We start from the raw sequence: 13,217 nt of genomic DNA, 5'->3' as shown, positions 1-13,217 counted from the left end.
CAGGTTGGGCCTGATTGTGCCTAGGGGAATCCCTTACACAGGGGAACCTAACGTGCAAACCGAGGTCGCGCCGCAAGGGATGAAGCAGATGAATTCACGGGGTCAGTAAAGCATGATGTTAATGTGACATCAATGCTTGGGCATGGCATTTTGTCCGGGGGTCAAGATTCGGCAAAAACTGCCGATAACTCTCTTTAGTGAATTCATCAGAACAAGCCCAGGAGTCATTAATGGCCGGCATTCTCGACACGGTAGACCAACGCACGCAACTGGTGGGTGAGAATCGCCTGGAAATTCTCATGTTCCGGCTGGCCGGACGGCAATTGTTCGCGATCAACGTCTTCAAGGTCCAGGAAGTGCTGCAGCTGCCGAAGCTGACCCTGATGCCGCAGCGTCACCCCTTTGTTTGTGGCGTGGTCAACCTGCGTGGCCAGACGCTGCCGGTGATCGACCTGTCCCAGGCCATCGGCATGCGTCCGCTGGTGCCAAGCCCCACCAGTACGATTATCGTCACCGAGTACAACCGCTCGGTGCAGGCATTTCTGGTCGGTGGCGTGGACCGCATCGTCAATATGAACTGGGAAGCCATTCTGCCGCCGCCGACCAGCGCCGGTCGCCAGCATTACCTGACCGCCATCAGCAAGGTCGACGATCAACTGGTGGAAATCATCGACGTCGAAAAAGTCCTGGCCGAAATCGTGCCGTACAACGCCAAGGTCTCTCGCGACAAACTCGACGATCCGGTTCTGGAGCGCGCCCGTGGCCGTGAAGTGCTGCTGGTGGATGACTCGAACGTGGCTCTGTCGCAATTGCGCGACACCTTGGGTCAGTTGGGCGTGAAAATGCATATCGCCAGTGATGGCTTGAAGGCGCTGAACATGCTCAAGGCTTGGGCTGATACCGGTGTGAACATGACTGACAAGCTGTTGATGATCTTCACCGATGCGGAAATGCCGGAGATGGACGGCTATCGCCTGACCACCGAGATCCGCAACGACCCCCGTTTGCGCGGCCTTTATGTGGTCCTGCACACCTCGCTGTCGGGTAGCTTCAATGACTCGATGGTCAAGAAGGTCGGCTGCGACAACTTCCTCTCCAAATTCCAGCCCGACAAACTCGTCGACGTGGTGCGTCAGCGCCTGATGCTCGACGAAGTGCCGGCCTGATAACAATCTGGAAAAGCGCGGTGGCAGGGTTTGGGGCTGCTGCGCAGCCCAACGGGGGCAAGCCCCCTCGCCACAGGGTCTTTGATTCAGCGATCAAGCTCGTATAGGGTGGCGTTTTTGCCCACCAGGGAGCTGTGGCCATGCATCTGAGCGCGCTTTATCGTTTTCCGTTGAAATCCGGCAAGGGCGAGACCTTGAATCAGGTCAGCCTGGACAAACTGGGGCTGGACGGCGACCGGCGCTGGATGCTGGTCGACGAGGCCAGCGGGCGTTTTCTGACCCAGCGCGCGGAGGCGAAAATGAGTCAGCTGTCGGCGTTGTGGAACGCAAGCGGTGGCTTGACCCTCAGTGCCCAAGGCCATTCACCGATCGATATCGCCTTGCCCGCCAGCGATGCAGAGCTGCGTGGCGTGACCATCTGGCGCGACACCTTGCGCGTGCCCGATGCCGGCATTGCTGCGGCTGCCTGGGTCAGTGAGTTCATCGGCAAGCCGACGCGTCTGGTGCATGTGCCGCTCGATCGTGCGCGGACCACCCAGGCCGGCTACGGCAAGGACGACGATCAGGTGGCTTTTGCCGACGGTTTTCCGTTGTTGCTGATTGGCCAGGCGTCGCTGGAAGACTTGTCGCAACGGGTCGGGCGACCGCTGGAGATGCTGCGCTTTCGGCCCAATCTGGTGATCGAGGGCAGCGAGGCGTTCGCCGAAGATGGCTGGAAGCGCATCCGCATTGGCGATGTCGAGTTCCGCGTGGTCAAGTCCTGCTCACGTTGCATTCTGACCACCATCGACCCGCAGACCGGCGAACGTAGCGACGACCGCGAGCCTCTGGCGACCTTGCAGCAATATCGGGCTCAAGAGGACGGCGCGATGTTCGGGCAGAACCTGGTCAATGACGGTAACGGTCGGCTCGAAGTCGGCATGCCGGTGACGATCCTCGAATAGCAGCCCTGATAAAAAAAATGCCCGTGTCCAAGAACACGGGCATTTTTTTTCGCTGTGAAACCCTAGGGGGTTAGCCGCGGTATTCGCACAGGTAAGCGGTGTCGACGGCCACTTTCAGCTGGAACTTGCTGTTGGCGGGCACGTTGAACTGGCTGCCGGCGGCGAAGGTTTGCCAGTCGCTGCTGTCAGGCAGTTTGACGGTCAGGGCGCCGGACACCACGTGCATGATTTCACGCTGGCTGGTGCCGAATTCGTATTCGCCCGGTGCCATGACGCCGATGGTCGCCGGACCTTCAGCGGTGCCAAAGGCGATCGACTTGACGGTGCCGTCGAAGTACTCGTTGACTTTAAACATGGGCGATTCCTCGAAAAGGGCTAAAAAGGGCCGGCCAGTATGCACAAGGTGTCGATAGGCGTCACCTCCTGCACTCAAGGATTGGCGGGGAAAATCAGCGGTAACAGGCGCGCGGTATTGCGCGCATCCTCCAGCGCCCGATGCTGCTGACCGTTGAACTGCAGGCCCGCCAGTTGCAGGGCGCCATTAAGCCCCAGCGGGCGCTCCAGTCGACAGGCCTTGGCGAAACGTTGCTTGAGATTCATGTGCGGCACCCGGCTCAGGGCGCTGTCGAGTTGCAGCCGCTGCCATTCCTGAAGCAGCTGTTTGCGGTCGTAGTCACCCCAACTGGCCCAGCCTTCCAGATTCGAGAGATGTTGGTCGAGCCAGTGTTCGAACGAAACCCAGACGTCGCTCAGGGGCTGGGCAGCATCGACATTGGCCTGGGTGATGTGGGTCAATTCGCGGCAAAACGGGGTCAACAGGGGCCGACGCAACGGGCGCACGAAGCACTGGAAGTGATCCAGTTCCCGGCCTTTTCGGTCCACGAGGGTGGCGCCGATTTCGATGATTTCCATTTCTGTTACTGGCCAGCCGCCCTCATCGGTGGTGGCTTCCAGATCAATGACCAGCCAGTGAGGCATTGCAGGTTTCCTGGTATCCGCATCCTGATAGGGCTTGAGCGTAGCCAAACCCGGCGGATCCGCCTAGCGGCTTATTCGACCTCCAACAGAATCTGACGATTTTTTACCTGGTCGCCGACCCTGACCTGCAAGCGCTTGAGCACGCCGTCGATACCCGATTTGAGTGGATGCTCCATTTTCATCGCTTCAAGCACCACCAGCAGCTGTCCTTTGCTGACCGGGCTCCCCTCACTGACCAATACGTCGACGATCGCCCCGTCCATCGGCGCCTTGAGCGTGCCGGAGCTGACTCTGGCCTGGCCGCTGACCAGCGCCCGGGTCCGATCGACCAGCTGCAGGCTGCCGGGGCGCGCGAACAACCAGAGTTGCCCGGCTTCGAGGTGGTAGGCATGGCGTTGGCGGATGCCGTCGATTTGCAGGGTGGCCCAGCGTTCGTCGCACTGGATGACCTTCAGTTCGAGGGTCCGGGCGCCGATCTGAACACGGTAGGGTTCGCCAGGTTCAGCGTGCAGTTCGACCGGCCATTCCTGATCCCCCAAGCCGATCCGATAGTGCAGAGGCACGCTGGCATTGTTGCGCCAACCGGCCAGCGGGGTGGGGTGAGCCTGCGCTGATGCTTGATAAAAAAGCACCGCGGCGATGGCCAGCTCGTCGGCGCTCGGCGCATGAGGGTGCAGGCAGGGATGGTCGGCGAAGTTCGTGGGGATGAACCCGGTGCTGAACTCGCCACTGATGAACTGGGGGTGTTCCAGCAGATTGGCGAGCAAGCGCTGATTGCTCTGCACGCCCAGCAGCACATTGTCCTGTATCGCCCGGAGCAACTTGCGTCGGGCTTCTTCACGGGTGGCACCGTGGGCGATGAGCTTGCCCAGCAGCGGGTCATAGAACGGGCTGACAGACTGGCCTTCGATCAGGCCATGGTCGATCCGTACGCTGCCCTGGATCGCTGGCTCCCAGGCCACGATTCGACCGGTTTGCGGCAGAAATCCCTGGGCCGGATCTTCGGCGTACAGGCGCACTTCCATGGCATGCCCGTTGAGCTGCACCTGTTCCTGTCGTAGCGGCAGCGGTTGCCCTTCGGCGATGTGTAATTGCCAGGCCACCAGATCGAGGCCGGTGATCAGTTCAGTCACCGGGTGTTCCACTTGCAATCGGGTGTTCATCTCCAGGAAGTAAAACCGGCCGTGAGCATCCAGTAGGAATTCCACGGTACCCGCCCCCACGTAATTCACCGTGCGACCCGCCTTGAGCGCCGCCTCGCCCATGGCCTGGCGCAACTCGGTGGTCATCGCCGGGCAGGGCGCTTCTTCGATGATTTTCTGGTGGCGGCGCTGGATCGAACAGTCGCGCTCGCCGAGGTAGATCAGGTTGCCGTGCTGGTCGCCGAACAGCTGAATTTCAACGTGACGCGGATCGATCAAGGCTTGTTCGAGGATCAATTCGTCGCTGCCAAACCCGTGCAGCGCTTCGGAGCGTGCGCTACGGAGCTGTTCCGGCAATTCGGCGGCGCTGTGCACCAGGCGCATGCCGCGACCGCCACCGCCGGCACTGGCCTTGATCATCAGCGGATAGCCGATGCGTTCGGCTTCGCGGTGCAGGGTGGCGTCGTCCTGTTCGCTGCCCTGATAGCCTTTGATGCAGGGCACGCCGGCTTTGATCATGGCCAGTTTCGACAGCCGTTTACTGCCCATCAGCTCGATGGCTTCGGAGCTGGGACCGATGAAGATGATGCCGGCTTGTTGGCAGGCGAGGGCGAAACCTGAGTTTTCCGAGAGGAAGCCGTAACCGGGATGGATTGCATCGGCACCGGTGCGCCGGGCAGCATCGATGATGGCCGGGATGTTCAGATAAGACTGCTGCACCGGGGCCGGGCCGATGTTCACGGCTTCGTCGGCCATCTGCACATGCAGCGCATTGGCGTCGGCGTCGCTGAATACGGCGACGGTGCGGTAGCCCAGCTCTTGCGCGGTGCGTTGGACGCGGCAGGCGATTTCACCGCGGTTGGCGATCAGGATTTTCTTGAGGGCCGGCATGGGATATTCCCTTGGTTTTTGCGGTGAATGTAAGGGCTTGCTCGCGAAGCTCTTAAACGGACCACCCTGGTTTGCGCTTCTGCACAAAAGCCATCGTCCCCTCGATCCCTTCAGCCCCGGTCACTGCTTCGCTGAACCACTCGGCTGCCTGATCCAGCAGATCATCCGAGGGTTGTCCGGCACTCGCCAGCAACAGCTTTTTGGTCGCCGCGTTCGCCCCCGGTGCGCAACACAACACATGGGCCAGCACCTCATCGAGGCGTTCGGCCAAGGCTTGTGGGTCATGTTCGACAAAATGCACCAGCCCCATGCGCCGCGCCTGGGTACCATCGAAGCGTGCGGCGGTCAGGGCCAGTCGGCGGGCCTGGGTCAGGCCGATGCGTTGCACCACGTAAGGCGCGATCTGCGCCGGCAACAGGCCGAGGCTGGTTTCCGGCAGGCCGAACTGCGCCTGATGATCGGCCATCGCGATGTCGCTGACGCAGGCCAGGCCGAAGCCGCCGCCAAGCACCGCACCTTGCAGCACCGTAATCACCACTTGCGGCGCGTGTTGCACCTCTTGCAGTAGCACACCGAACGCACGATTCAAATCGCGGTAGGCGGGCTGGCCTTGAGCGCGGGCGTTGGCCATGTCCTTGATGTCGGCACCGGCACAAAAATGCCCGCCGGCACCGCCGATCACCAGCGCACGAATCTGCCGATCATCGCGAACCGCCGCCAGCACCGCACGCAGTTCGGTGACCATCTGCAAGCTCATGGCATTACGGCTTTCGGGACGATTGAGGGTGATGTGCAGCACGCTGTCATGCAGGCCGAGCAACAGGGTTTGACAGGTGGGGAGGGTGCTCATTTGTTTTTCCCCGGCAGGATGCCCATGAGTTTGCAGATGATCCCCAGCATGATTTCGTCGGCACCGCCGCCAATCGATACCAGCCGCACATCGCGGTAAGCTCTGGCCACCGGGTTGTCCCACATGAAGCCCATGCCGCCCCAGTATTGCAGGCAACTGTCGCTGACTTCCCGGCCCAGTCGCCCGGCCTTGAGTTTGGCCATCGATGCCAGGCGGGTGACGTCCTGGCCTTTGATGTATTGCTCGGTGGCCTGGTAGACCAATGCCCGCAGGCATTCGATTTCGGTTTGCAGTTCGGCCAGGCGAAAGTGGATGACCTGGTTGTCGATCAGCGCGTTGCCGAAGGTTTTGCGCTCCTTGCAGTACTCGATGGTGCTGTCGACGCAGTACTCCAGGCCTTTGATCATGTTCGCCGCGCCGAACAGCCGCTCTTCCTGGAATTGCAGCATCTGCATCATGAACCCCGCGCCTTCGTGGCCGATGCGGTTGCGTTGCGGCACGCGCACGTTATCGAAAAACACCTGGGCAGTTTCCGAGCTGCGCATGCCGAGCTTGTCCAGGGGCGAGCTGAGGCTGATCCCGGGGCTGTTCATCGGCACCATGATCAGCGACTTGTTGATGTGCGGTTTGTCGTCCGAGGTGTTGGCCAGCAGGCAAATGAAATCGGCGCTCGGCGAGTTGGTGATCCACATCTTGCTGCCATTGATCACATAATCGTCGCCGTCCTTGCGGGCGGTGGTTTTCAGCCCGGCGACGTCGGAGCCGGCGCCGACTTCGGAAACACCGATGCAGCCGACCTGCTCGCCGGTGATCGCCGGCCGCAGGAACTCTTCGCGCAGTTCATCGGAGCCGAAGCGCGCCAGGGCCGGGGTGCACATGTCGGTCTGCACGCCGATGGACATCGGAATGCCGCCGCAATGAATGGTGCCGAACTCTTCGGCCGCCACAATCGAATAGCTGTAGTCGAGGCCCATGCCGCCGAATTTTTCCGGTTTGGAGATTCCCAACAGACCGAGGTCGCCAGCCTTGCGGAAGATCTCATGGATCGGAAAGCGCCCGGCCTTTTCCCATTCCTCGACGTGGGGATTGATTTCATGATCGACGAATTGGCGGACGGTGCGGCGCAGTGCTTCGTGTTCCTGGGTGAAGATCATTTTTATTGTTCTCCTGATCGCCCTTAGAAGCGGGCGACACCAAAGCTGTTGGGTTGCAGCGCCCGAACCTCGGCCTCATGGCAGATGTCCAGCAAGTATCCAAGCAACGTGCGGGTATCCCGTGGATCGATCAGCCCGTCATCCCACAGGTTGGCGCTGCCATACAGCGCGGTGGACTGGCTGTCGAGTTTCTGCGCGGTGACTTGTTCCAGCATGTCGAGCATTTTCGGGTCGGGCACCAATCCGTCCTTGAGTTGTTTGGCTTCGGTGACGATCCGCAACACTTTGCCGGCCTGGGCGCCGCCCATCACCGCGGTGCGGCTGTTGGGCCAGGCGAAGATGAAGCTCGGGTCGAGACCGCGGCCGCACATCGCGTAATTGCCGGCACCGTAGGAACCGCCGACGACGATTGTCAGTTTAGGCACCCGGGCATTGGCCACCGCTTGAATCATTTTCGCGCCGTGCTTGATCACGCCTTGCTGTTCCGACTCGGTGCCGACCATGAAGCCGGTGGTGTTGTGGAAAAACAGCAGCGGCGTCTGGCTCTGGTCGCAGAGTTGAATGAACTGCGCGGCCTTGCTCGCGCCTTTGGAGGTGATCGGGCCGTTGTTGCCGATGAAACCGCAGGCTCGACCCTGGATCTGCAAATGCCCGCACACCGTCTGCTGATCGAACTCGCTTTTGAATTCGAGGAAGTTCGAAGCGTCGGCAACCCGCGCGATGATTTCACGCACGTCGTAAGGTTTTTTCGGGTCATCCGGGATCAGCCCCAGCAGTTCGTCGATGGGGTAGAGCGGCTCTTCCCACCGACGTTCCGGTAACCACGGCAACTGATCGTTCCACGGCAACAGACTGACAATCTCGCGCACCTGGCGCACGCCATCGGCATCGTTCTCGGCCAGGTATTCGGCGGTGCCGGCGGTTTGCGCATGCATCTCGGCACCGCCCAGTTCTTCGTCGGTGGCGACTTCACCGGTGGCGGCCTTGAGCAGCGGGGGGCCGGCGAGAAACAGCTTGGCCTTGCCACGCACCACCACCACGTAATCCGACAACCCTGGCTGGTAAGCACCGCCCGCCGTGGCCGAGCCGTGGACCACGGTGATCTGTGGCAAGCCCATCGCCGACATACGCGCCTGATTGGCAAAGCTGCGCGCGCCTTCGACGAAAATCTCCGCCGCATAATTGAGGTTGGCGCCACCGCTCTCGGCGAGGGTGATCACCGGCAGTTTGTTTTCCATGGCGATCTGTTGCAGACGCAGGGACTTTTTCAGGCCGCTGGGGGAAATGGTGCCGCCCTTGATCGCGCTGTTGTTCGCCACCACCAGCACCCGCACGCCGGATACGTAACCGATCCCGGCGATCAAACCGCCGCCGGCCGCGCTGCCGTCCTTGTCGTCGTGCAGCTTGTAGCCGGCCAGGCTCGCCAGCTCGAGGAATGGCGCGCCGGGATCAAGCAGCAGGTTCAGCCGCTCCCGGGGCAGCAATTGCCCGCGCTTGTCGAACCTCGGTTTGGCTTCAGCGGCTTTATTCAACAGGTTCTGTTCGAGCTGGCGGACCTGCTCGATGCCGGCCAGCATGGCCGCACGGTTGCGGGCGAATGGTTCGCTGAACGGGTCTATCTGGGACTGGATGACCGGCATGGTTATTCCTTGTCCTTCGGTTCGTCTGGTTTGGAGGCGTCCGGCCTGAGTACTTCAGGTAAATAGGCGCGGTGAAAGCCGTTGTACGAGTGACTGTTCTGCGCCTTGTGCATTGGCCAGGCCCGCCCGCCGAGGCTGGCGGCACCGTCGATGCGCAACGTGCTGCCGCTGACAAACGCCGCTGCCGGGCTGAGCAGGAACACAATCGCCGCGCTGATTTCCGATTCGGTGCCGATGCGCTTGAGCGGCACGTGTTCGCACAGCGTCGGAATCACCGCCCGGAACGCGCCTTCGTAGGTGTCCATGCCGCTGGACGCGACCCAGCCCGGCGCGACGGCGTTGACCCGCACGCCGGCGTAGCCCCATTCGAACGCGGCGGTCTTGGTAAAGTTGTCCATGCCCGAGCGCGCCGCGCCTGAGTGGCCCATGCCGGGCATGCCGCCCCACATGTCGGCGAGCATGTTGACGATGGCACCGCCGTGCTTGCTCATGGACTGATTGAACACCTCCCGGGCCATCAGAAAACCGCCCACCAGATTGGTGCGCAGGATGGTTTCGAAACCTTTCTGATTGATCGACGCCAGCGGCGACGGGTACTGCCCGCCGGCATTATTGACCAACCCATGAATCGGCCCGTGTTCGCGGATCAGCTCGCTGACCCGTTGCGTGACGGCGTCTTCGTTGCGGATATCGCAGACCTGCCAACTGGCTTTACCGCCGTCTTCGGTGATTTCGGCGCTGACCTTTTTCAATTTGTCGGCATTGCGTCCCACCAGCAGCACTTGCGCGCCGAGGGCCGCGAGCTCATGGGCGGTGCAACGACCGATGCCGCTGCCGCCACCGGTGACGATGATGGTTTGGCCGGTGAACAGATCGGGTTTGAAAATCGAGTCATAGGCCATGGCGACAGTCCTCTAATTGAACTGATCGGCGATGCGCTGGGGCACCGGAATCTGGATTTCCAACAGTTGTTGGGCGAACGCCTTGCCCTGCGGATCGATCCGCAGGCTGGCCACGCCACCGCCACCGAGTGCGTTTTCCAGAAGAAAATTAAAGCTCTGAGTGCCGGGTAAATACCAGCGTTCGACGCGTCCGTGGATCGGGTCGAGGACATGGCTCATCCAGTCGACCATCACCTCGGGTGTCAGTGTTTCGGCGATCCACGGCAGGTAGTCGGAGTGGCGGGCCATGACGCCGATGTTGCTGTGGTTACCCTTGTCGCCGGAGCGCGCCACGGCGAGTTTGATCAAGGCCACGCTGGCGTCGGCACGCTCTGTGGCTTTGGGTGGGTCGAACGGCAGCGGCAAGTCAGCTGGGTCGAGCGCATCGAGGGCGGGCAGGGCACACGGATGGCGCTCACCGGCAAGGTCGATCTCCAAGGTGCAGGCGGTTTTGTCGATCAGGAACGAAAACAGCCGGATCAACGGATACACCGTCGGCCGCCCGCCGACGATTCCCGTCAGCCCAGGCGCCATACCGGTGGCAGCCTGAGCGATTTCCCTGGAGAACAGAATCAAGGCCTGCTTGCTCGGATGGCGCACGGCGAGTTTGATCACCACTTCGCGGCTGTCCTGGCGCTGGCCGTGGGGGCCGTAAGTGGCTTCGCTGCCCAGCAGTTCGATGTTCACCTCGCTGTAGGGCGCCCAGCCGCGCTGGCTAAACATTTCCGAGGTCTTGTTGATGATCGCCTGGCTGACCCGTCGGGCCTTGGCCACGGCATCGATCCCGGCGATCAGGCAACTGGCGGTGCAGCGGAAACCGTCCGGGTACGTTGCGCTGACCTTGTACTGAGCGGTCGGCGGCAAGCCTTTTGCGCCATGCACCTGAACCGCGTTTTTGCCTTGTTGCACGAGTTTGACCTGGCTGAAATCGCACACCACATCGGGCAGCAAATAGGCCTGCGGATCGCCGATTTCATAGAGCATCTGCTCGCCTACCGTCAGGGGCGTGACCAGGCCGCCGGAGCCGTCGGGTTTGCTGACGATGAACTGGCTGTCGGCACCGACTTCGACGATCGGAAAGCCGATGTGTTCGTAGTCGGGCACGTCATGCCAATCGGTGAAATTGCCGCCGGTGCACTGGGCGCCGCATTCGATCAGATGCCCGGCCAATGCGGCCTGGGCGAGTTTGTCGTAGTCGTGCCACGACCAGCCGAACTCATGCACCAGCGCGGCGCTGACCACGGCGCTGTCGACCACGCGCCCGGTGATCACAATGTCGGCGCCCAAGCGCAGGGCTTCGACGATGCCCGGTGCGCCGAGGTAGGCGTTGGTCGACACGCACATCAGCGGCAGGGGTGCGCCACTGAACATCTCATGGATACCCAGGCTGCTCAGGTGTTTGAACTGCGGTTGCAGGTCGTCACCCGACAGCGCGGCGATTTTCAGCGCCACCCCGGCCTTGTCGCAGGCCGTTTGCAGGGCAACGGCGTAGGCCTGTGGATTAACCCCGCCGGCATTGCTGATCACCCGGATCTGTTGTTTCGCGAGCTGCTCGAGGAGGGGGCTGAGGACTTCGATGAAGTCGCTGGCGTAGCCGGTGGCGGGGTCTTTCATCCGCGCCCCGGCCATGATCGACATTGTTATTTCGGCCAGATAATCGAACACCAGATAGTCCAGTCGCCCGCCCTCCACCAACTGTGCGGCGGCGGTCGAGGTGTCGCCCCAGAATGCACTGGCACAACCGATGCGAATTGTTTTAGGCACAGTCAACTCCATAGCCACCTGCGACAGAAGTGCTTCGAGACTACCAAGCAAGCGCTTGGTTTGTAAACGCCTTGATTATCTTCTTCCCGAGCGCTTGCTTGGTCGCCCCCGCCAGCTTAAATTGCCCGCGCAACCCTGCTGTTTTAACGGGCAGCGGCGCATTTGATTGATCGACTGTAGGAGAGAACGGGTGGACGAGCAAAAAGCCCTGAGGGTGATGCGCGAATTGGTCGACAGCGGCCAATTGACCGACCCCGACAGCGCCCGCGGCAAACTGCTGCAAGTGGCCGCTCACCTGTTTCGCAACAAAGGTTATGAACGCACCACCGTGCGTGACCTGGCCAGTGCGGTGGGCATTCAGTCAGGCAGCATTTTTCATCACTTCAAAAGCAAGGACGAGATTCTGCGGGCAGTGATGGAGGAGACCATTCGCTACAACACCGCGTTGATGCGTGCAGCGCTGGCCGAGGCCGGCAATGTGCGTGAGCGGGTGCTGGCGCTGATTCGCTGCGAATTGCAGTCGATCATGGGCGGCAGTGGCGAGGCCATGGCGGTGCTGGTGTATGAGTGGCGTTCGCTGTCTGAGGAAGGCCAGGCGCAGGTTCTGGCGCTGCGCGATATTTATGAAGCCATCTGGCTGCAGGTGCTGGGAGAAGCCAAGGACGCCGGTTTTATCCGGGGCGACGTGTTCATCACCCGCCGCTTCCTGACGGGCGCGCTCTCCTGGACCACCACCTGGTTTCGCGCCGATGGCAGTATGAACCTCGATCAATTGGCCGATGAAGCGCTGATTTTGGTGCTTGAAGAACGGTAAGAGCCGTCTATCTCGGCAAGAAACTGGCTAAGTTGACGAAACCGCCTAGTTTGTATGCATTGGTGAGTATTTTTTTGGGGAGTGTGCTGTTTTGATGTCTTCATCAATTCGAATGGCGTCGCGGCTTTTGCTGGCGGCGCTTGTAGTGTGCTGGGTGTTGCCATCTCAGGCCGCGCAACAGGTGCGGGTCGGGGCCGCCCATTTTCCCCCCTATACCGTGCGCCCGGAGTCCGGTGCCGACACCGGTCTGCTGCCGCAACTGGTGGAAGCGTTGAATCAGCTGCAAACCGATTATCAGTTTGTGCTGGTGCCCACCTCGATTCCCCGGCGTTTCAATGACTTCAAGGAAGGCCGGGTCGATATGGCGATTTTCGAGAACCCGGACTGGGGCTGGAAGGACATCCCGCATACCCTCGTTGACATGGACCTGGAAGATGCAGAAATCTTTGTCGCGCAGAAGCAACCCGGTCGCGATGAGAGTTACTTCAAGGACCTGACGGGCAAGCGGCTGGCGCTGTACAGCGGCTATCACTACGAGTTTGCCAATTTCAATGCCGATCCCAAGTATCTGGCCGACACTTACAAGGCCACGTTGACCTATTCCCACGACAGCAACCTGCTGATGGTGCTGCGCGGGCGAGCGGACATTGCCCTGGTGACACGCTCTTATCTGAGCGATTACCTGCTGCGCAACGAAAAAGTCGGCGAGCAGTTGCTGGTGTCGCAACGCATCGATCAGGTCTATCACCATTACGCGCTGATTCGTCCAGAGGCGCCGATTACGGGGGAAGCATTCGGCAAGTTGCTGCAAGGCCTGCGAAACAACGGCCAGATGCTGAAGATTTTCGATCCCTACAAAATTGCCCTGGTGCCGGTGGGCAAGCACTGAATCGCGCCATGGGGCGCGTATTTGGCGACGGCGCTTAAATTTTC

12 protein-coding genes are annotated in these 13,217 nt (G+C 61.0%); 4 read left to right on the top strand and 8 right to left on the bottom strand.

Going from position 1 to position 13,217, the window contains the following annotated elements; genetic code table 11:
* Positions 1 to 230 precede the first annotated feature (230 nt).
* Positions 231 to 1,166: a chemotaxis protein CheV gene (locus F475_RS25285; RefSeq protein WP_018929995.1), complete on the top strand. Its 936-nt coding sequence runs from the start codon at positions 231 to 233 to the stop codon at positions 1,164 to 1,166.
* Between the two features lie 140 nt (positions 1,167 to 1,306).
* On the top strand, positions 1,307 to 2,110 hold the full coding sequence (locus F475_RS25280) for an MOSC domain-containing protein (RefSeq protein ID WP_019582506.1): 804 nt from the start codon (positions 1,307 to 1,309) through the stop codon (positions 2,108 to 2,110).
* A 70-nt stretch (positions 2,111 to 2,180) separates the two neighbouring features.
* Here F475_RS25280 and F475_RS25275 read toward each other — a convergent pair whose 3' ends face one another.
* The 8 genes from F475_RS25275 to F475_RS25240 all read right to left on the bottom strand — a co-directional run bounded on the left by F475_RS25275 (position 2,181) and on the right by F475_RS25240 (position 11,470).
* Complete coding sequence (locus F475_RS25275; protein ID WP_018929993.1) at positions 2,181 to 2,465, bottom strand: pyrimidine/purine nucleoside phosphorylase; 285 nt, start codon at positions 2,463 to 2,465, stop codon at positions 2,181 to 2,183.
* A gap of 74 nt (positions 2,466 to 2,539) precedes the next feature.
* A complete protein-coding gene (locus F475_RS25270) occupies positions 2,540 to 3,088 on the bottom strand; it encodes an exonuclease domain-containing protein (RefSeq protein ID WP_018929992.1) in 549 nt (182 codons plus the stop codon).
* 71 nt (positions 3,089 to 3,159) lie between these two features.
* Entirely contained in the window at positions 3,160 to 5,121 is a 1,962-nt protein-coding gene (locus F475_RS25265; protein WP_111455008.1) for an acetyl/propionyl/methylcrotonyl-CoA carboxylase subunit alpha, read from the bottom strand.
* A gap of 52 nt (positions 5,122 to 5,173) precedes the next feature.
* Positions 5,174 to 5,971: an enoyl-CoA hydratase/isomerase family protein gene (locus F475_RS25260; protein WP_111455006.1), complete on the bottom strand. Its 798-nt coding sequence runs from the start codon at positions 5,969 to 5,971 to the stop codon at positions 5,174 to 5,176.
* Entirely contained in the window at positions 5,968 to 7,125 is a 1,158-nt protein-coding gene (atuD, locus tag F475_RS25255) for a citronellyl-CoA dehydrogenase (protein ID WP_111455004.1), read from the bottom strand. The genes F475_RS25260 and atuD overlap by 4 nt, the downstream gene beginning before the upstream one ends.
* Positions 7,126 to 7,148: 23 nt before the next feature.
* Positions 7,149 to 8,765 carry a geranyl-CoA carboxylase subunit beta gene (atuC, locus tag F475_RS25250; RefSeq protein WP_111455002.1) on the bottom strand — a complete coding sequence of 539 codons (1,617 nt, stop codon included), beginning with the start codon at positions 8,763 to 8,765 and terminating at the stop codon, positions 7,149 to 7,151.
* A 2-nt stretch (positions 8,766 to 8,767) separates the two neighbouring features.
* Positions 8,768 to 9,667: an SDR family oxidoreductase gene (locus F475_RS25245; protein ID WP_111455001.1), complete on the bottom strand. Its 900-nt coding sequence runs from the start codon at positions 9,665 to 9,667 to the stop codon at positions 8,768 to 8,770.
* Between the two features lie 12 nt (positions 9,668 to 9,679).
* Entirely contained in the window at positions 9,680 to 11,470 is a 1,791-nt protein-coding gene (locus tag F475_RS25240) for an acyclic terpene utilization AtuA family protein (RefSeq protein WP_177431132.1), read from the bottom strand.
* Positions 11,471 to 11,660: 190 nt separating this feature from the next.
* Here F475_RS25240 and F475_RS25235 point away from each other — a divergent pair, with 190 nt between their 5' ends.
* Positions 11,661 to 12,284, top strand: a complete 624-nt coding sequence (locus F475_RS25235; protein WP_064616776.1) for a TetR/AcrR family transcriptional regulator — start codon at positions 11,661 to 11,663, stop codon at positions 12,282 to 12,284.
* A 94-nt stretch (positions 12,285 to 12,378) separates the two neighbouring features.
* A complete protein-coding gene (locus F475_RS25230; RefSeq protein ID WP_026345972.1) occupies positions 12,379 to 13,173 on the top strand; it encodes an ABC transporter substrate-binding protein in 795 nt (264 codons plus the stop codon).
* Positions 13,174 to 13,217 lie beyond the last annotated feature (44 nt).

It is taken from the genome of Pseudomonas sp. URMO17WK12:I6 (assembly GCF_003253625.1).
In the GTDB taxonomy this organism is placed as follows: Bacteria; Pseudomonadota; Gammaproteobacteria; order Pseudomonadales; family Pseudomonadaceae; genus Aquipseudomonas.
Note: the sequence above shows the minus strand (reverse complement) of the source record. Positions and strands in the feature narration are given on the sequence as shown.